Annotated in this window: 15 protein-coding genes; 13 read left to right on the top strand and 2 right to left on the bottom strand. The window is 40.0% G+C overall.

What is annotated here, in order from left to right:
* Window positions 1-22 precede the first annotated feature (22 nt).
* From C4S54_RS05180 to C4S54_RS05170, 3 genes are all read left to right on the top strand, one after another.
* A complete protein-coding gene (locus tag C4S54_RS05180; protein ID WP_242973744.1) occupies window positions 23-2,752 on the top strand; it encodes a putative bifunctional diguanylate cyclase/phosphodiesterase in 2,730 nt (909 codons plus the stop codon).
* 67 nt (window positions 2,753-2,819) lie between these two features.
* The gene (locus C4S54_RS05175) at window positions 2,820-4,526 is read left to right on the top strand and encodes a glutamine--tRNA ligase/YqeY domain fusion protein (RefSeq protein WP_103868591.1); all 1,707 of its coding nucleotides are present in this window, start codon (window positions 2,820-2,822) and stop codon (window positions 4,524-4,526) included.
* 21 nt (window positions 4,527-4,547) lie between these two features.
* Entirely contained in the window at window positions 4,548-5,405 is an 858-nt protein-coding gene (locus C4S54_RS05170; RefSeq protein WP_103868590.1) for a DUF2225 domain-containing protein, read from the top strand.
* 36 nt (window positions 5,406-5,441) lie between these two features.
* Here C4S54_RS05170 and C4S54_RS05165 read toward each other — a convergent pair whose 3' ends face one another.
* A complete protein-coding gene (locus tag C4S54_RS05165; protein WP_022773866.1) occupies window positions 5,442-5,747 on the bottom strand; it encodes a hypothetical protein in 306 nt (101 codons plus the stop codon).
* 206 nt (window positions 5,748-5,953) lie between these two features.
* Between C4S54_RS05165 and C4S54_RS05160 the strand changes: the two genes are divergently transcribed.
* Genes C4S54_RS05160 through C4S54_RS05150 form a run of 3 tightly spaced genes read left to right on the top strand, consistent with a single transcriptional unit; the run spans window position 5,954 to window position 14,118 of the window.
* Window positions 5,954-10,180: a hybrid sensor histidine kinase/response regulator gene (locus C4S54_RS05160; protein WP_103868589.1), complete on the top strand. Its 4,227-nt coding sequence runs from the start codon at window positions 5,954-5,956 to the stop codon at window positions 10,178-10,180.
* Window positions 10,181-10,199: 19 nt separating this feature from the next.
* Window positions 10,200-10,961: a response regulator gene (locus tag C4S54_RS05155; protein ID WP_103868588.1), complete on the top strand. Its 762-nt coding sequence runs from the start codon at window positions 10,200-10,202 to the stop codon at window positions 10,959-10,961.
* 10 nt (window positions 10,962-10,971) lie between these two features.
* Complete coding sequence (locus C4S54_RS05150; protein ID WP_103868587.1) at window positions 10,972-14,118, top strand: ATP-binding protein; 3,147 nt, start codon at window positions 10,972-10,974, stop codon at window positions 14,116-14,118.
* A 1-nt stretch (window position 14,119) separates the two neighbouring features.
* On the opposite strand, the gene C4S54_RS05145 is transcribed toward C4S54_RS05150, so the two are convergent.
* Window positions 14,120-16,636, bottom strand: coding sequence for an ATP-binding protein (locus C4S54_RS05145; RefSeq protein WP_103868586.1), 2,517 nt, complete (start codon window positions 16,634-16,636; stop codon window positions 14,120-14,122).
* A gap of 161 nt (window positions 16,637-16,797) precedes the next feature.
* On the opposite strand from C4S54_RS05145, the gene C4S54_RS05140 reads away from it, so the two are divergent.
* From C4S54_RS05140 to tig, 7 genes are all read left to right on the top strand, one after another.
* Entirely contained in the window at window positions 16,798-17,400 is a 603-nt protein-coding gene (locus tag C4S54_RS05140; RefSeq protein WP_103868585.1) for a TetR/AcrR family transcriptional regulator, read from the top strand.
* 12 nt (window positions 17,401-17,412) lie between these two features.
* Complete coding sequence (locus C4S54_RS05135; protein WP_103868584.1) at window positions 17,413-18,354, top strand: carbohydrate kinase family protein; 942 nt, start codon at window positions 17,413-17,415, stop codon at window positions 18,352-18,354.
* 140 nt (window positions 18,355-18,494) lie between these two features.
* The gene (malQ, locus tag C4S54_RS05130) at window positions 18,495-20,015 is read left to right on the top strand and encodes a 4-alpha-glucanotransferase (protein ID WP_103868583.1); all 1,521 of its coding nucleotides are present in this window, start codon (window positions 18,495-18,497) and stop codon (window positions 20,013-20,015) included.
* Window positions 20,016-20,097: 82 nt separating this feature from the next.
* Window positions 20,098-21,129 carry a LacI family DNA-binding transcriptional regulator gene (locus C4S54_RS05125; RefSeq protein ID WP_103868582.1) on the top strand — a complete coding sequence of 344 codons (1,032 nt, stop codon included), beginning with the start codon at window positions 20,098-20,100 and terminating at the stop codon, window positions 21,127-21,129.
* Window positions 21,126-21,677, top strand: coding sequence for a DJ-1 family glyoxalase III (locus C4S54_RS05120; RefSeq protein ID WP_103868581.1), 552 nt, complete (start codon window positions 21,126-21,128; stop codon window positions 21,675-21,677). Before C4S54_RS05125 ends, C4S54_RS05120 begins: the two co-directional genes overlap by 4 nt.
* A gap of 49 nt (window positions 21,678-21,726) precedes the next feature.
* Complete coding sequence (locus tag C4S54_RS05115) at window positions 21,727-22,284, top strand: CYTH domain-containing protein (protein WP_330405588.1); 558 nt, start codon at window positions 21,727-21,729, stop codon at window positions 22,282-22,284.
* 147 nt (window positions 22,285-22,431) lie between these two features.
* Window positions 22,432-23,922 (top strand): trigger factor, encoded by a 1,491-nt coding sequence (tig, locus tag C4S54_RS05110; RefSeq protein ID WP_103868580.1) that lies wholly within the window; start codon window positions 22,432-22,434, stop codon window positions 23,920-23,922.
* The last annotated feature ends 41 nt before the right edge of the window (window positions 23,923-23,963 follow it).

The following is a 23,963-nucleotide window of genomic DNA, read 5'->3' as shown; positions in this document are numbered from 1 at the left end:
AATAATCTCCGGGAGTGAAAACTTGCAAGAGTTTATTAACGAAGCAGAAGCAAAAAACGCCAGTGAAATGGGTTCTCTAAAGGATTTTAGCGGAGCCCTTGGTGATTTTGCGCAAAAAAATGCCGCTTCGATCCAGTCATGGCAGGACAGATTCTGTGAGATGGCTGGCATATATGCTTTTTGCCTTGACACTAATGAAGTACCTATAAGTAATTTTTCAGGTAATCCGAGAGAAATAAAAATAATTCAAAAATACGTGACAGAAGTAAGGATACACAACATATTCAAGCGTGTATCCGAGAGCGAGCTTGAGGATCAGGCTGTGGAGATCACAGAGGTTCCAAATTTAAAGCTCGCTGCTGTTGCTGTCAAAAATGATAATTCTACTGCCGCTGTGTGGATCGTATGCGGCGTACTTACTGATGCAGAATATGAAAAAGAGTTCTATCATGTTCCGCCATTAGAATCCTTTGCTTACCAGATTTCAGAAAGAAAACTATATAAGACTTTAGATCTTCTCAGAGAGTCCCTTAGTGTGATTTTGGGTATTGAAACATCCAGAACAATGGCTGAAGCCAGCAGTAAGGTCAGTAAAAAGCAGGAGCTTGAGATGACCAGTTCCTTTAGAAGAGCTGAAACCATGACAGAGATAGTATCCCTTCTTGATAGTGACGATTCGATTGAAGAGATAATGGTGGATATGCTATCTAAACTCTGTGAGTATCTTCAGGTAAGTAATGCATACACCTGTAGGATCCATCATGGCCATCTGATGGATATTGTAGTTCAGTGGACGGCAGCAGGCGTATCCAAGATGTTTCCTGATACGACAGATCAGGAGAAATGCTGGTTCCTTGGCTCTGAAAAAGCGGTTGTTGTATCAAGCGACAGCCAGATGAATGCAGGTGAAAGGGAACAGCTTGATAATCTGTCAATAAAGGCACTTGTGGCCATGCCTATAATTGTCAACGGCGCTATCCTGTTCTATGCGTGCTTTGCAGAGACCAGAGAAATAAGGATATGGTCCATTGATGACATCAAGTACATAAATGATGCTATAAGAGTGCTCCAGAGTATTATTACCAAGAGACTTCAAAAGAACTCCCTTGCAAGCTCTTTTGCATCACTTGAGTCAGTTCTTGATAATGTGGGAAGTTCCATTTATGTAAGAGATATTGAAACTGGAGTTCTTCTGTTTGCAAACAGAAGCTTTAAAAAGAACTTCAGCAGGGAAATAAGTGAGAACTCTCTTGTGGATCTTTTTGAATCCAATATTCCGTCAAGAAGCCGAAGCGGTAACTATGAAGTTAATCACAGGGCAAGAGGAAAATGGTACGACGTTTACTACACAAGAATAAAGTGGGTTGACGGAAGGCCTGTATCTCTTTGCGCCTTGTATGACATAACGGAGAAAAAGTTATATCAGAGAAGGATTGAGCTTCAGGCTTATACTGATTTCCTGACAGGTCTCTATAACAGAATGTGCTGTGAAAAAGACCTTGCCAGATATGTGGATGAAGCAAGGCAGAATAATACCCACGGCGCGCTTATGTACCTTGATCTTGATGACTTTAAGCATATAAATGACAGTTTGGGGCATCAGTATGGCGATATTCTTTTGCAGGATATTTCCAAGTCGATCAGCAGGATTGAGGGTATCGGAAATTCCTGCTACAGAATGGGCGGAGATGAGTTTGTCATCATCGTTCCACCTGATAGTTTTGACAGACTTGATAAGATAATGGAGGAGATCAAGGATGCCTTTGCTACGCCCTGGTATCTTAAAGACAGTGATTACTACTGCACTATGAGTATGGGTATTGTGAAGTTTCCTGATCACGGGGATAGTGTATCTGAGCTTATCAGAAAATCTGATGTTGCCATGTATGAAGCCAAGAAATCCGGCAAAAACCGCGTGGCAGAGTACTCAGATAATATTGATTCTTCTTCTATCCACAGACTTGATCTTGAAAAGAGCATGTATGATGCCATTGGAAAGAGCTGTGATGAGTTTGAAGTATTTTTCCAGCCAATTATCATGCAGCCTTCTGACCTTAAGAGCGGCACCGGTCAGTATAAGCATATAGGAGCGGAGGCTCTTGTCAGATGGAACAGTGAAAAACTGGGATTCCTTAGTCCTGATGAATTCGTTCCTCTGGCGGAGTATTTGGGACTTATAAATCCTATTGGCAATTATGTCCTGAAAAAAGCCTGTGAATGCTGCAGACAGTGGAATGAATCGGGAACAGGAGAGTTTGCGGTCAGCGTAAATCTTTCCGTAGTTCAGATCATGCAGACAGATATTGTGGATGTAATTAAAAAGTGCATAGAAGAAAACCATTTAAAACCTCAGAATCTCATATTAGAGCTCACTGAGAGACTTGCTATAAATGATCTTGCAAGGACCAAGCAGACTCTTCTTGATATAAAAGCACTTGGAGTAAGGCTTGCACTTGATGATTTTGGAACGGGATATTCAGCACTTAGCAGTTTGAGAGCGCTGCCCTTTGATATTATCAAAGTTGACCAGAATTTCTCCAAGGGAATAGAAACAGATGATTATTCCAAAGCTTTCATAAAGACCATAAGTCAGCTTGGCAAGACTATAGGTGCAGAGGTATGCGTGGAAGGTATAGAGACCAAACAGCAGCTAAGTGCTTTAAAGGGACTGGGAGTAAAATACGTTCAGGGCTATTATTATGACAAGCCTTTAAGAAGGGCTGCATTTGAGGAAAAATACGTCTATAGTTAAATGTTGCGTACTATGATATACTATGTTGTACGATTATAATTTTTAGAAAGTTGGTTATAAGAACAAAATGGCAGAAGAAGTAGTAACAAAAACAAATGAAAATGCTGAAGAAGGCAATACTCCTTCAAGGCATTTTATTGAAGCAGCAATTGATAAGGATCTTCAGGACGGAGTATACGACCACGTACATACTCGTTTTCCTCCTGAACCTAACGGCTTTTTACATATAGGACATGCTAAGAGTATTCTTTTAAACTATGGAATGGCAAAAGAGTACGGCGGCAAGTTTAATATGAGATTTGACGACACCAACCCTACAAAAGAGAAGGCAGAGTTTATGGACTCTATCATCGAGGATGTTAAGTGGCTTGGTGCAGATTATGAGGATCGTTTATTCCATGCATCAGATTATTTTGATGAGATGTATGAAGACGCTGTAAAGCTTATCAAAAAGGGCAAGGCTTATGTTTCTGAACTCACAGCTGATGAAATGCGTGAGTACAGAGGAACTCTTACAGAACCGGGTAAGAATGATCCTAACAGGGACAGAAGTGTAGAAGAGAACTTAAGACTCTTTGAAGAGATGAAGAGCGGCAAGGTTGAAGATGGCGCTATGACACTTCGTGCCAAGATCGATATGGCTTCACCTAATATCAACATGAGAGATCCTATTATCTATAGGGTTGCTCATATGACACATGCAAGAACAGGTGACAAGTGGTGCATTTATCCTATGTACGACTTTGCTCATCCTATTGAGGATGCTATTGAGGGCATCACACATTCTCTCTGCACACTTGAGTTTGAGGATCACAGACCTTTATACGACTGGGTTAAGACAGAATGTGAATATAAGAACCCACCAAGACAGATTGAGTTTGCAAAGCTCTATCTCAACAATGTTGTTACAGGTAAAAGATATATCAAGCGTCTTGTAGAAGATGGCATAGTTGACGGATGGGATGATCCAAGACTTGTTACTATCGCTTCACTTAGAAGAAGAGGATTTACTCCTGAATCTATAAAGATGTTTGTTGATATGTGTGGTATCAGTAAGGCAAACTCTACAGCTGAGTATGCTATGCTTGAGTATTGCATAAGAGAAGATCTTAAGCTCAAGGCTAAGAGAATGCTTGCTATCCTTGATCCTGTAAAGCTTATTATCGACAATTATCCTGAAGGTGAAACAGAGTATCTTGAGATTGAGAATAACAAGGAAGTTCCTGAAATGGGAACAAGAAAGATTCCTTTCGGAAAAGAGCTCTATATTGAGAGAGAGGACTTCTATGAGAATCCTCCTAAAAAGTATTTCCGTCTTTTCCCTGGAAATGAAGTAAGACTTATGAACGCTTACTTTGTAACCTGTACAGGATGTGATAAGGATGAGAATGGCAATGTTATTGCTGTTCATTGCACATATGATCCTGCAACAAAGTCAGGAAGCGGATTTAACGAGAGAAAAGTTAAAGGTACAATTCATTGGGTTTCTGCTAAGGAAGCACTTAATGCAGAAGTACGTTTGTATGAGAATATCATTGATGAAGAAAAGGGTGTTTATAATGAGGATGGATCACTTAACCTTAATCCTAACTCCATCACTGTGATCAAGAATGCAAAACTTGAACCTGAGCTTAAAAATGCAGTAGCTTATGACAAATTCCAGTTTGTAAGAAATGGATTTTTCTGTGTTGATTCAAAGGATTCCAAGGAGGGAGCACCTGTATTCAACAGAATAGTGTCATTAAAGAGCTCATTTGTATTACCTAAAAATTAATTTAAGAAAAGAGGTATAGGCATGGCTGGTATTTTTTCTGGACTTGAGAAACTTGGACTGGGAAACATCGGTGGCGGAGACCTTTTTGAGGATCCAAAGAAAAAAGAAACTGTAGTTAAAAAGGAAGAACCCAAGAAAAAGCTTGCGCTTGTTAATGAGGAAGATTACCTTTTTGACAAGAAATATAAATGTCCGGTTTGCGAATCAGAATTTGAAGCTAAAACTGTAAGAACAGGTAAGGTCAGAATGAAGGCTGTAGATATTGACCTTAGACCAGATTACAGCGAGGTCGATCAGAATAAATATGATGTTATAGGCTGTCCAGAATGTGGCTATGCAGCTCTTGGAAGATATTTTTCAACTCTTAATAAGTATCAGATCGAAGATATCAGAATAAAGATCTGCATGAATTATAGGAAAATAGTCTATAAAGAACCTACATACAGCTATGAACATGCCAAGAGTCTTTATCAGCTTGCACTTGCCAATGCAGTTGTAAAGAAAGCAAAAAACAGTGAAAAGGCATACATCTGTATGAAAACCGCATGGGTCATAAGAGGAGAGACACAGCGTCTTGATGAGTCTGATCCTGATTATGAGACCAAAAAGAAGGAAAATGATGAGCAGGAGAAAGAGCTCCTTACAAATGCCCTTAACGGATTTGTAATGGCAAGACAGTCTGAGGAATTCCCTATTGCAGGTATGGATTCAACAACTCTTGACTATCTGATTGCAGCTCTTGCTATGGAAACAGATCAGTATGATGTTGCAAGCAAGATGATCTCTGAGCTTCTTACATCCAGAGTTGCAAACAGCAGGATCAAGGATAAGGCCAGAGTTTTAAAGGATATGCTCACAGAAAAAACTGGAGAACAATAAAAAAAGAGGTGCTAAGCACCTCTTTTTTAATACTCATTATTTCTCGTCTTCGTCGTCAAAGAATTCTTCTGATGAGGATGGCTCCTTATCAGCTTCGTTTTCTTCCTCATCTTTTGTATCAGATTCAGAAGTCTTGATATCAACATACTTTCTGGAAGTTGTCTTTATATCTTTTTCCTCATCGAGATCATCCTCGAAATCATCATATTCATCAAAATCATCGTCGAAGCTGTCAGCTATCTCAGCTTCTCTCTTGGAAAGATAGTAATAAGCACCTGCAGCTGCAGCGCCTACTGCTGTACAGAACAATATAAACTTACCAAATCCACTGTTTTTGGACATTTTAATAATCCTCCTATCGAACGATAGTTTAATTTTAATACAATTTAATTACAAATAAAAGCGTTAATTCATTGATGGGCAAAAAAAGTTTAAGGAAATCTAATGCTTTTATAAGAATTAAGAAATAATTAGGAGATGACCTTGATGATATAATGTAATACAGCAAAACATAATTGCGATAACTGTGCCTTTTGGGAGATTTTTTAATGCTTTCAATTAATCTTAGAAAGATAGGAATTATATATCTGTTTTTATTAGGCTTCTTTCTGATGCCTTTATCTGTAAATGCCGAGGAAGAAAACACTGAAGAAAATGTCGGCGGAGCCATGGCAGCCACAGGGCAGGTGAAAGGTCTTGGATACGCCACCAAGCTCTATAATTCATCGAATGGACTTCCCACTTCTGATGCAAATTGTATTTTATCAGGCAGCGATGGGTATATATGGGTTGGCGGATATGCCGGACTTATGAAGTATGACGGTATTACCTTTGAACGCCAGGATTCGACTAATGGTCTCACCAATGCCAATACACTTTTAGAAGACCATAAGCACAGGCTGTGGGTGGGAACTAATGACAATGGAATAGTGGTCCTTGATAATGGAAATACTATCAGATACAGCTACCTTGATGGTCTTAAATCTTCCACAATGAGGTCTCTTGCAGAGAGTATAGATGGAAATGTTTATGCCGGATCTACTAACGGTATCTCATATGTTGACGAATATATGAGACTTCACCTGGTTGATGATTCTCTTTTGTCTGATGCATATATCATCAGGCTTATAGCTGATTCTGACGGAAAAGTGTATGGATGTAACAGGCTTGGAGAAGTTTTTTGTATAGAGGACGGAGAGATAATATCCTGCTATTCCAGCGAGGATCTTGGAATAGATACAATTACAACAATCTTTGTGAATCCTGATTCAAAGGGATATCTTTATTATGGTACAACCAATGACCTTGTATATTACGGCAGATATGGCAGTAAGGGAATGGGACTTAAGAGAGTCTCTGTAAGTCCTGCATCAGATATTTCCTGGATAGGCAAAGCTGCAGACAGAATATGGGTCATGTCAGGCAGTGTGGTTGGATACCTTGATAAAAATAACAGATATATCACATTGGATAACCTTCCTCTTACAAGCCTTATTGGTTCCATGGTAGAGGATTATGAGGGAAATTTATGGTTTACTTCCACAAGACAGGGAGTAATGAAACTTGTTGCTAACAGCTTTGTGAACCTCTCTGACCAGGCCAATGCAGGTAATGAAGTTGTTAATGCTACTTGTACTTATAACGGGTCATTATACATTGGAACAGAAAAAGGCCTTGAGGTCGTTACTGCAGGAAATCACAAGGTGGAGAATGAACTGACAGAAGAGCTCAAAGATGTAAGAATAAGGTGCATTATAGAGGATTATGATAACAATCTTTGGATTGGGACCTTTACAAAAGATAAAGGCCTTATCCGTTATAACAAAAGAGGCGAAATCGTTAAGTTTAATGAGAAGTCCGGCTTTATATGCAATGAGATAAGAAGCATCACATTGAGAAAAGACGGAGCTGTTTTAGTTGCAACTAACAGAGGCCTGGCAGTTATCAAAGATAAAGCTGTCGTAGACACAATTGGAAAAGAGACCATAAGTAATACTTTATTACTTACTTCCTGTGAGGGGCCAAATGGCGATATTTATATTGGCTCTGATGGAGATGGTATCTATATAGTTGATAAGGATCACAATGTTAAAAGACTGGGAAGAGATGAGGGGCTTACCAGTGATGTTATCATGCGCATTAAATATGACGAAGAAAGACAAATCTATTGGGTCATAACATCTAATGCTCTGTGTTACATGAAAGATGAGAAGATCTACAATCTCACAAAATTTCCATATTCAAATAATTATGACATTTTCTTTTCTAAATCAGGAGATGCCTGGGTTCTGGCCTCAAATGGTATATATGTGGCAAACATAGAAGACATAATGAGTGGAAAAGAGTTTAAATATCAGTTCTTTGATGCCTCAAGCGGTCTTCCAAGCGTTCCGACAGGTAACTCATATAGCGAAATAGATGTTGATGGAAATCTTTTCATATGCGGACGAAGCGGGGTCAGCAGGGTAAATATAGATGACTATCAGGATCGCGAAGCGCATGTAAAGATCTATATCAAATCCATAACCTGTGATGACAGGGAGGTAAAACAGAGAGAGGATGGGACTTATGTTATACCTGCTTCCAAAGGCAGAATTCAGATAAATGCTTCTATACTTAATTACACACTTATAAATCCGCTGGTGAGAATCTACCTTGAGGGATCAAAAGATGAAGGCGTGACTATGTTTCAGAATAATATGTCAGCCTTGACATATACGAGTCTTCCTTACGGAAATTACAAGCTTCATGTCCAGCTTCAGAGTCAGGCCAATGGAAAAGTATATCAGGATGAAGTATTTAACATAAAAAAGGAGGCAAGGCCCACAGAGATAGTTGCCGTAAAGGTAACAATTGGCATCCTGGGAGCTATTCTTATTGCGGTGGTTGTGTGGCAGATCTTAAGCGGAACCATTATAAGAAGGCAATATGAGCAGATCCGCATAGCTAAAGATGACGCTGAGAGAGCAAACAGCGCAAAGTCGCGATTTCTTGCAAATATGTCCCATGAGATCAGAACGCCTATAAACACTATCATGGGAATGGATGAGATGATAATGAGACAGAACTCTGATGGAGTTCCCAAAGAGTATTATCAGAGCATAATGAGTTATGCAAGCGATATAAAAAGAGCGTCGGAATCTCTTTTGGGACTTATAAATGACGTTCTTGACCTGTCCAAGATCGAGTCAGGAAAAGTTCATCTTGTGGAAGAAGAGTATGATCTTGTTGAACTATTAAGAGCGATCATCCCTATGATCAGGGTAAGAAGCAATTTAAAGAATCTTGATTTCAAGGTGGAAGTAGATGAAAATCTTCCCAAGAAATTATATGGTGATGATGGCAAGATAAAACAGGTGGTACTAAACCTTCTTACAAACGCAGTGAAGTATACCGAAGAAGGCGAATTTACCTTAAAGGTCGAAAGGGTTTGGGCTGATGCTAAAGACTGCAGACTTAAGTTTGTGGTAAAAGACACAGGAATCGGAGTTAAAGAAGAGGATATTGAAAAGCTCTTTTCCGCCTTTGAGAGATTTGAAGAAAACAGAAACCGCTCTATCCAGGGGACAGGACTTGGACTTCACATTTCGAAGCAGTTTGCAGAACTTATGAAAGGTGATTTAAGGTGCGAAAGTGAGTATGGAAAAGGTTCAACTTTCACTTTTGAGGTCGAGCAAAAAATAGTTGATGGAAGTGCCATTGGTAGTTTCACAGAAAGCAGTGGTGATATACATATTGGTCCATATGTACCTGAGGTTTATGCGCCTGAAGCAAAGGTTCTTGTGGTGGATGATGATGCCATGAACAGGCAGGTTATTTCAGGACTTTTGAGCAAAACAGGCCTTAAACTCACAACTGCTACCAATGGAAAAGAGTGTCTGGAAAAGCTAAAAGAGGACTCTTTCCACTTAGTCCTTTTGGATCATATGATGCCTGTTATGGACGGAATAGAGACAATAAAAGAGATAAGAAAGGACTACCCGGATCTGCCTGTACTCATGCTGACTGCAAATGCAGCTAACAGCGGAAATGAGTTTTATTTAAGCCATGGTTTTAATGGATATCTCCCCAAACCTATAAATGGTGCTGATCTTGAAAAGGCAATAAAGAAATATATTCCAAAAGATCTTTTGCAGGATGAAATACCGGAAGAAATCAGAGAAAAGCAGGATAATGCGGGGGCAGACATGGGAGAATTATCCTGGGTAAAAGACATCGATGATATCTCTGTGGATGAAGGAATACTAAACTGTGGAGGCAAAGACTCTTATGTAAGTGCACTTACTCTTTTTGCAAACACGGTATCAGATAATTCGGATGTTATTGAAAAAGCTTTTAACGAGAAGGATATTAAAGCTTTTACCATTAAGGTCCATGCCCTAAAGAGTGCCGCAAGGCTCATCGGTGCGATGGAACTTTCGGAACTGGCCAAAAAGCTTGAGGCAGCAGGCAATAATAACGACATTGAATTCATAAACGAAAAGACAAAGCAACTTCTGGAAAAATACAGGAATTTCAAGGATAAGCTCAAAGGGCTTGTTGATAAAGAAGAGGATAATTCTGACAAAGATCCCATTCCGGAGACTGAACTTAAGGAAGCTTATGATGCTTTGAATGAATTCGTTACCCAAATGGAGTATGATGGCGCTATAATGGTAGTGGAGCAGGTTAAGAAGTACAAGCTGCCGGAAAAAGATAAAAAGAAATTTGATAATATAGAACATGCTTTAAAACAATTTGACTGGGACAAAGTTGAAGATGAACTAAAGACATGATACTTACGGAGGATAATTTATGTTTTTTGGCTCAGGTAAGGTGCTGGTAATAGGCGAGAAAGAGACTTTTATAATAAAAGTCTTACTTGGAAAACTAAATGATGCAAGATTGCAGACGTCTTTTGCTTCAGAAAATTTAAATGCAATAAATGAGGCATGGCCAGAGGATGGTCTTATTGTGTACTATCTGGAAGCAGGAAACAGAATTTCACCTGAAATATCCACTTTTTTGAAGGATAAGCTGTCAGAGGACAATAAACAGCTCTTTGTCATTGGTGATGCTGTTGATACCAGAAGCGTGATAGATTCAATGCCACCACATCTTATTGGTAAAGTCTTTGAAAGGCCGCTTAATTATGAGAACTTTGTCAGCGCAACCCTTGCTTATTTCAATATGGTGGCTGAGGGCGAAACTAAACGCAGCGTCCTGATCGTGGATGATGATCCTAACTATATGGGACTTGTTAGAGAGTGGCTAAAAGATAGCTATAAAGTTTCTATGGCCAATTCAGGAATGAGAGCAATAAAGTGGCTTAGCTCAAACAGTGCAGACCTTATACTCCTTGACTATGAGATGCCGGTTACCGACGGACCGCAGGTTCTTGAGATGTTGCGAAGTGATCAGGAAACCAAGGATATTCCGGTCATGTTCCTTACCGGAAAAGATGACAAAGAAAGCGTAATGGCAGTTCTTTCGTTGAAGCCCGAAGGCTATATACTAAAGACTAGTGGAAAAGAGGAACTTGTAAACACTATTCGCAAATTTTTTATGTCAAGGTGAATGATATCTGATGAGAAAAAGAGCTTTTAAAGATTATTCATCAAAAGAAATATATATTTACAAGGTGACGTTGATCCTGGCGGGCATCCTTTTGAACCTTGCCGGAAAATGGATTGCCGGTTTTTTTGGACTTCCGCTTTTTCTTGATACTATAGGAACAATATTCGCCTCTGCTGAATGTGGCTTGTTTGCAGGCCTTTTTGTTGCGCTTATGACAAATGTGGCAGGCAATTATTTTGATGGCGTATCCTTGTATTTTGCCATTGTAAATATGGTTGTTGCGCTTTGTTCTACAAGATTCTTTTATAAGAATTATCTTAAGAGAAAGTCCGGACTTATTTCTTTTATTTCTGTGATATCTATAATATCAGGAACCCTCTCAGCATTTATAGAGTGGTCTATCCTTGGAGTGCCGGAAAATGAACTGGTTGCCGGATTTACTGCACTTGTTTTGGACAAGGCAGATCTTCCATACATGCTTTCCTATGTTATTGGCGATGTGGCAGTCAATTTCATTGATAAAACAGTAGCTGTGGTCATAGCACTTCTTTTGGTCTGGCTGATTCCTGGTGGAGTAAGGGATGGAATATGGAACAGGGAGATAAACTATGCTGAAGTAGCAAAGGAGCAGTTCTATAACGGCGAATATAATGACATGAATCGTCGAAAGATAAGAATAAGACTTCTTTCCATAATTGCTTTGGAAGCTACATTCCTTTCAGCAGTTATTTCGTATGTGAGTATTTCGCTCTACAATGAAAATGCTGTACGCGATAGAATTGAGCAGGTTAATGGAGTGACAAGACTTATTTCAGGAGCCTTTGATGGCGATATGATGCCTGTTTTTCTTCGGGAAGGTTTTTCCAATCAACAGTATCTTGGCCTGGAGGGTCTATTAGTTGCGGCCTGTGTTAATTCTCCCGGGGTAGACAGGGCATATGTTTATCAGATAAAAGAAAATGGTTATTATATAATTTTTGATTCTGATCCGGGATTTAAGGTGGGTGGCTCTGTTGGTGAGTATCATCCGCATATTGAGGGATTTTTGCCTTATGTTCCGCAACTTGTGGCAGGTGAAAAGATAGATCCTGTGGAGATCAATGACGACAGCGGCTGGTATATAACCGGACTTCAACCTGTGTATAACAGTGCGGGAGAGTGCGTGGCTTATGTTGGCGCGGATATGTCCATGAAGGATATATTAAGTTATAAACATGATTTTACAATAAGAGTTTTACTGGTTGCCGTGAGCTTCCTTGTACTTAGCATTTCTTTGGGAGTATGGCTGGCAGGTAAATATCATACAATTTTGGACAGACAGTACGACATGCTTCGCGAGGCAAAAGAGGAAGCTGACAGCGCCAACAGGGCAAAGACAAGATTCCTTGCAAATATGTCTCATGAGATCAGAACGCCTATTAATACCATCATGGGCATGGATGAGATGATACTTCGTCAGGACACAGAAGGTGTTTCAAGGGACTATGTGGAAAATATTCAGGGGTATGCCGCATCTATCAAGAAAGCATCCGAGATTCTTCTGGGATTGATAAATGATATCCTTGATCTGTCCAAGATAGAATCAGGGAAGATGAATTTGGTAGAGCAGAACTATGATACAGCGGAAGCTCTTAGAAGCATAGTATCAATGATACGTGTTAAGAGCAATGAAAAAGGCTTGGATTTCAAAGTTGAGATAGATAAAGATATTCCGAAAGTACTTTATGGTGATGTAGGAAAACTGAAACAGGTTGCATTAAACCTTCTTACAAATGCGATTAAATACACAAATGAAGGTGGCTTTACTTTAAAAATGGCCCTTCTTCGTTCAGATGGCAACAAATGTGATCTGTATTTTGGCGTTAATGACACCGGAATAGGCATTAAATCCGGGGACATAGAAAAAATCTTTGCACCATTTGAGCGAGTTGATGAAGTTAAAAATGAAGCTGTTCAGGGAACTGGTCTTGGTCTTAACATCTCAAGACAATTCGTTAAGCTCATGGGCGGAGAACTTAAGTGTGAAAGTGAGTACGGCGAAGGTTCAACATTTTTCTTCACAATAAGTCAAAAGGTGATAAATTCTGATCCTATAGGCGAGTTTGTTGAGAAAGAGTATGAACAGCATGTGGGAAAATATGTTCCAAAATTTGTTGCACCTGACGCCAAGATCATGGTTGTTGACGACAATGAGATGAATCTTCAGGTTGTACTTGGCCTTTTAAAGAGGTCTAAGATAAATATCGTTACAGCCATGAGTGGACGAGAGTGCCTTGATAAATTGGATGACAGCTATAATCTTATTTTACTTGACCACATGATGCCCGGTATGGATGGAATTGAGACTCTTCAGGAGATACATCAGATCACTGTTGAGATTCCGGTAATTGCGCTTACAGCCAATGCCGCTCACGATGGAAGGGATTACTATAGAAGCAAGGGATTTATTGATTACCTTGCTAAACCGGTTGATGGAGATCTGCTTGAAGAAACTATCAGAAAGTATCTGCCCGACAATCTTATTCATGATGTTGATCCAAATGAAGTTGAAAAAGAAAAGCCGCATCTTTCTGAAAGCCTAAAAAAATTGATAGGTATTGAGGGAATAAATCTTGATGACGGTATCAACTTCTGCGGAAGTACTGATTCACTCGAGAAATTCCTTGATACTTTCTACGGGACCATCGATGAAAAGGCAAAAGAGATCGAGGATGCTTTTACTTCAGGGGATTATAGCTTTTATACCATTAAGGTACACGCCTTGAAGAGCACTGCAAGGATAATAGGTGCAAAAGAACTTTCAGAGCTGGCACTTAGTCTTGAAGAAGCGGGGAAGAGTGGCAATATTGATCTTATAAAAGAAAAGACAAAAACTCTTTTGTCCCTCTACAGAAGTTACAAGGGAAAACTGCACAACTATTTTGCTAAAAGGCATCAGAACGAAGGCGAAAAAGAAACCATTACAGAGGACATGCTGAAAGATGCCTACGGCGCTCTCAAAGAGCTTGTCCCTGCAATGGATTATGATGCGGTAGAAATGGTACTTAATGAACTTGATAAATATGATCTTCCTTCTGAAGAAAAGGAGAAGATAAATAAACTTCAGGACCTTCTTAAAAAGGCGGACTGGGATGAAATGGAAAATTTATTAAAATAGATCAGTGAGATGATAAAAGTTCATCGATCTTATCCCAATCAAAGGCCTTAAGGGCTGATGCAATATTATCAAATACAGCTTTATCCTCTTTTGGAAGAGCGTAATCATTTAGCTGGGCAAGGACTAATTCAGCACTATCATAGTCCATTTGCTCAGCTATTTCTTTTAATGAGGCATATGCACTACTCAGATCATCAGAAGAAATAGGCTCTTTTCCTGTGTCGTCAGAGGTTTCTTTGCTGCCAAGTTTTGAAAGCTTATCTTTAAAGCTCCTGTACATTTCGAGAAGCTCATCGTTGTGGGTGGTAATAAAGCCCAAATCGGATTTGTTTCCGGCGTCCTCAAGAGACTTTGCAAGTTCTGAAAGCTCATTAGCTCCCATAATGCGTGCAGCACTCTTTAAGGCATGGACCTTAATTGTGTAGAGTTTTATGTCGTTTTCTTTGTAGGCGTTTTCAATTACTTTTGCATTCTCATCTATGGTGTCATAAAAGAGCTGTGCAGAGAAAACAAAGCCTATGGCACCACCGGAGTTTTTGATTCCATCTTCAGCTTTAATACCTTCTACCTCTTCAAGCCACTTTTTATCAGGAGGCAGTTCTGGACTTTCTTCAGGAATTATAGGAGAAACGGCCTTTTTGATTTTTTCCTTTGGAATGTTGTCGATAAGAGCCTTTTCTAAGGCGGCTGCATCAATAGGTTTACTGATATAACCGATAAAGCCTTTTGAACCATAGAACTCATCGCCATTGGCCATATAGTTTGCGGTCAGGGCAATGGCAGGTATTTCTTTGTTAAATTCTCTTACCTTCTCAAGGGTTTCAATTCCATCCATTCCTGGCATCATGTGATCCAAAAGAAGAAGGTCGTAGTTTTTTTCTTTTAGCATATCCAGGCAGGCGAAGCCTGATTCAGCTGTGTCAATCTGCACTTTGATGGGCTTAAGGAATCCTTTTACAACTGCAAGGTTCATGGAGTTGTCATCAACAACCAGAATTCTGGCATCTTCTGCTGTAAATCCGGCCACGTGGAGTCCGACAGATTTCGTTTCTTCTGTTTCCTTAAACTCTCCAATAGGAGTGGCGTCAATTATTTTCTGGTTTACTGTGAAAATAAAAGTAGAACCTTCACCATAGACACTTTCGCAGGTGAGGCTTCCGCCTAAAAGCTCTGCGAACTGTCTGGAAATATCAAGCCCAAGACCTGTTCCCTGAATGCTGGTGTTTCTTTCTTCATCAAGTCTTTCAAAAGCTGAAAAGAGCTTAGGAATATCTTCTTCTTTAACGCCGATTCCGGTATCTTTAACAGAGAAAAGAAGATTACATTTATCACCTTCTACTGAGAGAACTTTCGCAGTAAGAGTAAAGCCACCTTCTTCTGTGTATTTTACGGCGTTTGTTAAGAGATTAAGTACTATCTGCTTTATTTTTCCCATATCGCCATAAAGTTTTGTAGGCAGCTCTTTATCTATATCGAGTTCAAAGTACAGGTCTTTCTGATTACTTCTTATGCGGATCATGGTAATGACTCCCCTAAGAAGCGTAGTAACGTCGTATTCCTGCTCAACAATGTGCATTTTACCTGACTCGATCTTGGAGATATCCAGGATGTCATTGATAAGTCCAAGCAAAGATTCAGAGGCATATCTGATATCGAGTGCGTAGTTTGTAATTGACATGAAATATGGCTTAGGAACGCCGGTGGCGTCTTCTCTTAAGATCATCTCATCCATTCCCATGATGGTGTTGATAGGGGTTCTGATCTCATGAGACATATTTGCCAGGAATCTTGATTTTGCATTGTTGGCCTTTTCAGCAGCCATTTTGGCTTCTTCGAGCTTATTCATATTAATGATCTCAAATACATAGACAAGCACTACCATTCCAACTATGGTCGTGTTCGTGAGTGAAAGGCCATAGGAAAAGATCTGTATTACTGTTGCCACGTATGGAAGAATGCTAAACAGAAGCAGAAAGATAGTAGAACTGCGGTACAAATATTTTCTGATCCTGATGATAGTGATAATCTGGAGCATAGTTATAGAAAGCGGGAATAAATATGACACAAGAAATCCCGGGTTTCTCACATAGTGATTGGATTCGTCAAAGTGATAATAGAATTTGGTAAAGAGGTTAGCGACTATCATAAGTGCACCGATAGTGAAAAGAAATTCACTGATAACCAGAAGTATCGGTGGCTTTTTAGTCTTTACTGTCGTTTTTATTATGTCTAGCAGATATACGTTAAAAGCGTGGGATACATATAAGGACAGCAAATAAACGAGGAAATTACTTATCCTTACCATCCAGTATCCTTTTTCTGATATATCACCTCTGTATATATATGCGAGTCTGTCAAAAATAAGAAGAAACATGGAAGAAAGTTCCATGGAAACAAGAGCGTGTTTTCGAGACTTGGTAAGAGTTTTGGTGGACAAAGCAAGGATTGTCAATACTCCACAACCACCACTTAGAAACAGCATGATATCAAGTTGGTAAGTTCTCAAAAAATCGTACATACAAATACCTGCCGAAAGACTATATTTATAGATACTACTAGTATACCATATTAATGATTAAAAATTGATAAAGTACGATAAAACGTTTGAACTGGACTTGGTAAAATGCTATATTTAAACTAGACTGTTGTAGTCAATTTGGGCTTCGTAGGTGATGCAGGATGAATGAAAAATTTTTTGAACTAAAAAAAGAGAAGCAGGACCGCATGATAAATGCTGCACTTTTGGTGTTTTCCCGTTATGGATATTATCATGCAAGCACTGATGAAATTGTTAAAGTTGCCGGAATAAGTAAGGGACTTCTTTTTCACTATTTTGGGAGCAAGATCGGGCTGTACTCTTTTCTATATGACTATGCGACCCGTTTTGTAACCCTTGAGCTTGCGCAGAATGTGGATAAAGGCGAGACAGAGTACTTTGAACTGTACAAGCAGATAGTTTCAGCCAAGGCAGCTTCTATGGGCCAGTATCCATATATATATCTTTTCCTGAAAAGAGCTGAGGATGAGACCTATGCGGAGGCTCTTTCCGAAATAATGGAAAGGCGTGAAAAATATCAAAGAATAATGGAAGCTTTAAGAGAGAGAGCTGATATAACAGTTTTTTCTCCTGAAATTAACTATAACAAGGTTTGGAATATGCTCGATCATACTGTTGATGGAGTTATGGAAAAAGAGCTGAAGCAGGACACCTTCAGGTCAGATCTGTTTTTAGAAGAAGCTATTGAATATGTTGATATGGTAAGCAAAATGGTTCTCTCATAAAAGGAGGCAAACATGAGCAAGTTTTTAGTAGCTGGAGTAACGCAGATTGAAACAATTGTCAGAGTGGACAAGATTCCCGTAAATTATGCTCCTTTGACCAGGGTTCAGGATTCTATCTACACTGCCATGGGCGGCGATGCTTACAATGAGTCACTGGCTCTTAAGTGGCTGGGAGATGACGTTACATTCATGTCCATTGTTGGAAGAAATCAGGATTTTGGCCTTATAAACCCGCCTGACAGAAGGATAACTCTTTCTACTGACTATATCATTCCTCAGATGCAGGAAACTCCCACTGAAGTGGTGCTGTATGACAAACAGAGAAAACAGCAGATATTTGAGGATATTAAAGACCTTAGAGAAAATGTCTACGACATGAACGTGGTAGCACCAATAGCCGGTGCATGTGACATGATGGTCCTTGCCAATGCTAATTTCTGCAGGCCTTTTGCCAAGACTGCTGCTGAGCTTGGAAAGCCGATAGCAGTCAACATAAGAAGCTATAATCCTGAAAAGGAAAAATACAATACGGATTTCCTTGAACCCGCAAAAGTACTGTATTTCAGCGATGATACTCTCACTGAAGATCCATATGATTTCATAGACAGAATGGCATCAACCTATGGAACAGAGGTCATCATTCTTGGACAGGGTAGTGAAGGTCTTATCCTGTTTGACAAGACCAAGGATATAAAGGCTCATTACAAGACAGTTAAGACCAACGAAGTTGTCAATACAATAGGTGCCGGTAATGCCCTGTTTGCATGTTTTCTTCATTTCTACATGGAGACGGGAGACAGTGTAAACGCAATAAAGAATGCTCTTTTATTTGCATCCTACAAGATCGGTTACATGGGTACATCCAATGGATTTATGACTGTAGACCAGCTTGAGCAGTGGAGAAATCTTATTTGGGGAATTAAAAAGACTCCTTTTGAAGAGCATGGTGTTTGATTTTTTCACTTGAAATAGTTTTTATAAACTGATAAAGTAGAGCTATGGAAACGTTACCGGGAACGGTAATTTTTTCCGTAGCTCTTTTGATGAAAGAACTGTTACAGTGATAGATTTTATTAGTGTTGAGAGGATTTGTTATGGCTAAAAAAAGTAAAAAGAAGACAAGAGCATGTGGGGTTTTACTTCCGATTTTTTCACTTCCGTCCAAGTATGGGATTGGAACATTTTCAAAACAGGCGTATGAATTTGTTGATTTTTTGAAAAAGGCAGGACAGAGCTACTGGCAGATCCTTCCGCTTGGCCCTACAAGTTATGGAGATTCACCATATCAGTCTTTTTCCACATTTGCAGGGAATCCATATTTTATAGATATCGAGGCCCTTATTGAAGAGGGATTTTTGGACAAAGCTGATGCAGATAAGTGCGATTTTGGTGTCAGCGACGAATATATAGACTATGAGAAGCTTTACAGATCAAGGTTTAAGCTTCTTAAAAAGGCTTTTGATAATCTGGATAAGGTTTCAAAGGCAGCAGAGATAAAGAAGGAATTTGAAGCTTTCAAAAATGATAAGGACAATGACTGGCTCTCTGATTATTCTCTTTTCATGGCTCTTAAAAATGTCAATGGCGGTAAGGCCTGGGATACATGGGAAGAGGGTGTGAGACTTAGAAAGAAAGATGCACTTAAGGCAGCCACAGAAAAATATAAGGTAGAAATAGAGTTTTACAGCTTTTTGCAGTATCTTTTTTCAAAACAGTGGAAAGCCCTCAAGGCCTATGCCAACGAAAACGGAGTTGACATCGTTGGAGATATCCCGATCTATGTGGCATTTGACAGCGCTGATACATGGGCAAATCCTGAACTCTTCCAGCTAGATAAGGACAATGTTCCTACGGATGTTGCAGGATGCCCACCGGATGCATTCAGTGCAACAGGCCAGCTTTGGGGCAATCCTTTGTACAGATGGGATTATCACAAGAAAACAGGCTACAAGTGGTGGATGAAGAGACTTGCCCACTGCTTTAAGCTCTATGATGTCGTAAGAATTGATCACTTCAGAGGCTTTGATGAGTACTATGCAATTCCATATGGCAATCCAACAGCTGAGATTGGTGAGTGGAGAAAAGGCCCGGGCATCGAGCTTTTCGATGTCATGAAAAAGGAACTTGGAGAGCAGAGAGTTATTGCAGAGGATCTTGGATTTTTGACTCCTTCTGTAATAAAGCTTGTTAAAAAGACAGGCTTCCCGGGAATGAAGATCCTTGAATTTGCTTTTGATTCAAGGGAGGAGAGTGACTATCTTCCTCACAACTATACAAAGAACTGCATCGTTTACACAGGAACTCACGACAATGAAACCTGCAGAGGCTGGTTCGATGCACTTCCAAGAAGCGACAAGAGATTTGCCAAGGAATATCTGGGTATCACATACTCAAAAGATGCAGTTAAAGCTATGGTCAGAGCGGCTTTTGCCAGCGTATCTGACACAGCGATCATTCCAATGCAGGATTATCTGGAACTTGGTGCAGAGGCAAGGATCAATACTCCTTCAACACTCGGTGGCAACTGGGTATGGCGTATGAGAAAAGATGCTCTTTCAGATTCTCTTTGCAAGGAAATGTATGACTATGCTAGAATCTATGGAAGATTGAGATAAAAAGAAAAAACGGATCCGATGGCGTGTGGACAGAAATCCATGCGGCATCGGACTTGTAGTTTCATAGAGATAGGTGGATGTTATGGCGGATATTACAATAGTTGAGATTGCGAAAAGATGCGGTGTAGGTGTTAGCACGGTATCCAGAGCAATCAATGACCACTCTGATATCAATCCTGAAACTAAAAAAAGGATTCTTGAGGTAATAAAGGAAACAGGCTACGTTCCCAATAACAGCGCGAGGAATTTGAAACGAACAGATGCAAAATGCATTGCAGTCCTGGTAAAGGGAATTACCAATCCATTTTTTACCCCGATGATACAGATAGCAGAGCAGGAGGCAGAGAATCGCAAGTATGCGTTGGTCCTCAGACATGTTGAGGCTTATGAGGATGAACTGGATGTGGCTCTTGAGCTGGAAAAAGAAAAGAGGCTTCGCGGCATTATATTTATGGGAGGAAGCTCAAGACATTCTTCTTCCAAGATAAAGCAGCTTAATGTCCCTGTTGTTTTTGCTACTATTGGTTCGGAAGTATCAGAAAAATTAAGCAAAAAAGAGTACTCGACAGTATCTGTGGATGACTTGCTTGAAAGCCGCAAGATGACTGAGTATCTGATCGGACTTGGACATAAAAAGATCGCAATTTTATCTGAAGGCAGCGATAAGCCTTCCATAGTAAAGCTTCGTCTTGAAGGTTATCTGGAGGCACTTAAGGAAAATGGCCTAGAGATAAATGAGAATCTTATCCGTTTGGTTGATAAGAGAATTTATTCCATGGAAAACGGCTACCAGACTACTAAAGCACTCATTGAGTCCGGAGAAGAGTTCACAGCTCTTTACTGCATTTCTGACGTGCTGGCTGTTGGCGCTCTAAGGGCTTTTGCCGATGCAGGGATAAGAGTTCCTGAGGATGTGAGCGTGGCAGGCTTTGACGGACAGGATATTTCAAGGTTCTGCGTGCCGAGACTTACAACAGTAAGGCAGCCCCTTGAAGACATATCAAAGGCAACAATGAAGTTATTATTTGACATCATCGACGGTGAAAGTGGTCATCGCCACATTACATTCCCCGGCGAACTGATCGAGGGTGAATCAACCAGGAGGAAATCATGAACAGAACAGCGATTTTTTTAGCAAATGGGTTTGAAGAAATTGAGGCACTTACAGTTGTTGATCTTTTAAGAAGAGCTCAGATAGAGATCAGTACAGTTTCAATCAGTGATTCTCTCGAGGTTACAGGATCACATAACATTACAGTAAAAGCTGATAAGTTATTTGATGATGTGAACTTTGATGAAATCGACATGATAATTCTTCCGGGTGGAATGCCTGGAACAAACAATCTGTTTAACTGTGAGCCATTAAGAGAAAAGATCACAGAGTTCAGTAATTCAGGAAAGCTTCTTTCTGCTATATGTGCGGCACCTACAGTCTATGGCAGAATGGGTCTTCTTGATGGCAAAAAAGCCTGCTGCTATCCGGGATGCGAAGTGGATCTCAACGGGGCCGACGTGCAGACATCAGAAGTTACCTTTGATGATAACTTTATTACCAGCCGCGGAATGGGAACAGCAATTCCATTTGGTCTTGCTATTATCGAGAAATTCCAGGGCAAAAAAGCTGCTGATGATATGGCTGCAAAAATAGTATATAAACAGTAAGCTCCAGGGAATGTTTCAGAAGGCATTCCTGTCTATTGAGGAAAAATATATGGGAATAGAGATTGAACGTAAATTCACAGTAAAAGAGCTTCCCAAGGACTTAGACCGATACCCCTACCATGTTATTGAGCAGGGGTATCTTAATGTTCACCCGGCAGTCAGGGTGCGCAGGGAAGATGACACCTATTACATGACATATAAGGGATCTTCCATGGAAAATGAAGATCCATCGCAGGATGGCCAGAGCAGGCCAATAGGTAAAGTAGAATATAACATGCCCCTTGATAAAGAATCTTATGATCATCTTGTACTCAAGGCTGATGGCAATATGATAAGGAAAAAGAGATACCTTATTCCATTAAACAGCGATGGATTTGATGAAGCTTTTTTTGCCGGTGAGCCTGATATAAAAAAAGCTATAGAAGAGGGAAAGATCAAGATAGAATTGGATATTTTTGATGCGCCTTTTGAAGGGACTATTCTTGCGGAAGTTGAATTCCCAAGTGAAGAGGCAGCAAGAGCGTATAAGCCGGCAAAGTGGTTCTTTGAGGATGTTACCGGCGATGTTAAATACAGCAACTCTCACATGAGCTCAGTAAAATTGTGATTTGATGAGAATTGACTTTTTTAAGATAAATTGTTGTGGAAAAAAATATTCAGCTATGTTATAATCTACAAGCGATTGTGCCTAAAAGGCCAGAAGGGTTTAAAAACCCTTTATATAAACAATTTTTAGAAGGAGAATTTAGCAAAAATGAGCGTAACAGTAGAGAAGCTTGAGAAGAGCATGGCTAAGCTTAAGATCGAAGTATCTGCAGAGCAGCTTGAAAAGGCTATCCAGAAGGCCTATGACAAGAACAAAAACAAGATTCAGATCCCAGGATTCCGTAAGGGCAAGGCTCCTCGTAAGATGATCGAGCAGATGTATGGCAAGGGAGTATTCTATGAGGATGCTGCTAACGAGCTTATCGAGGAAGAGTATCCTAAGGCTGTAGAGGAGTGCGGAGAAGAGGTTGTTTCTTCACCTAAGATTGATGTTGAGCAGCTTGAGGCTGGTAAGGATTTCATCTTTACAGCAGAAGTAGCTCTTAAGCCTCCGGTTAAGCTTGGTAAATATAAGGGCGTAGAGGCTGAGAAGATGGATCTCGAAGTATCTGACGAAGATGTTGATGCTGAAATCGACAAGCAGAGAAATACAAACGCAAGAACAGTAGAAGTAACAGACAGAGCTGTTAAAGATGGCGATATCGTTACTCTTGATTTCGAAGGATTTGTTGACGGAGTTGCATTCGAAGGTGGTAAGGGAACAGATTATCCTCTTACAATCGGTTCAGGTGCTTTCATTCCTGGATTCGAAGAGCAGCTTGTTGGATTTGAAATTGGTAAGGAAGGCGATGTTAACGTAACATTCCCTGAGGATTACCAGGCTGACAACCTTGCTGGTAAGGCTGCAACATTCAAGTGCACAGTTAAGGCTATCAAGGCTAAAGAGCTTCCTGAACTCAATGATGAGTTCGCTAGCGATGTATCTGATTTCGATACACTTGCTGAGTACAAGGAAGATGTTAAGAAGAAACTCGTAGAGAGAAAGACAAACGAAGAGAAGGCTAAGAGAGAGGACGCTGTAGTTAAGGCTGTTATCGAAGATTCTGAGATGGAACTTCCAGAAGCTATGGTTGAGACTCAGGCTAGACAGATCGTTAATGATTTTGCTCAGAGACTTCAGATGCAGGGCATGAGCATGGATCAGTACCTTCAGTATACAGGCAACACTGTAGACAAGATGATCGAGCAGGTTAAGCCACAGGCTATCGAAAGAATTCAGGCTAGACTTGTTCTTGAGGAAGTTGCTAAGGCTGAGAACATCACAGTTAGCGATGAGGACTTCGAGGAAGAACTCAAGAAGATGGCTGAGCAGTACAAGATGGAACTTGACAAGCTTAAAGAGCTTATGTCAGAGTCTGAGCAGAAGACAATGAGAAGTGACCTTGCTGTTCAGAAAGCTGCTGATTTCCTTGTAGAGAACGTTAAAGAAGTAGCTAAGAAGAAAGCTACAAAGAAGGCTGACGATGCTGAAGAAAAGACAGCAAAGAAGACAGCTGCAAAGAAGACAACAAAGAAAGCAGACGATGCTGAGGAAAAGCCTAAGAAGACAGCTACAAAGAAAGCTGCTAAGAAGGATGACGACGCAGAAGAGAAGCCTAAGAAGACAACAAGAAAGAAAAAGACAGAAGAAGAGGCTTAATTAACTCTGTATATTAGGGCACAACAATTTATAGAGAAATA

The sequence above is a fragment of the Butyrivibrio sp. Su6 genome, assembly GCF_900108105.1.
Lineage (GTDB): Bacteria > Bacillota > Clostridia > Lachnospirales > Lachnospiraceae > Butyrivibrio.
The sequence above is the reverse complement of the archived record's forward strand: the minus strand, read 5'-3'. Positions and strand labels throughout refer to the sequence as shown.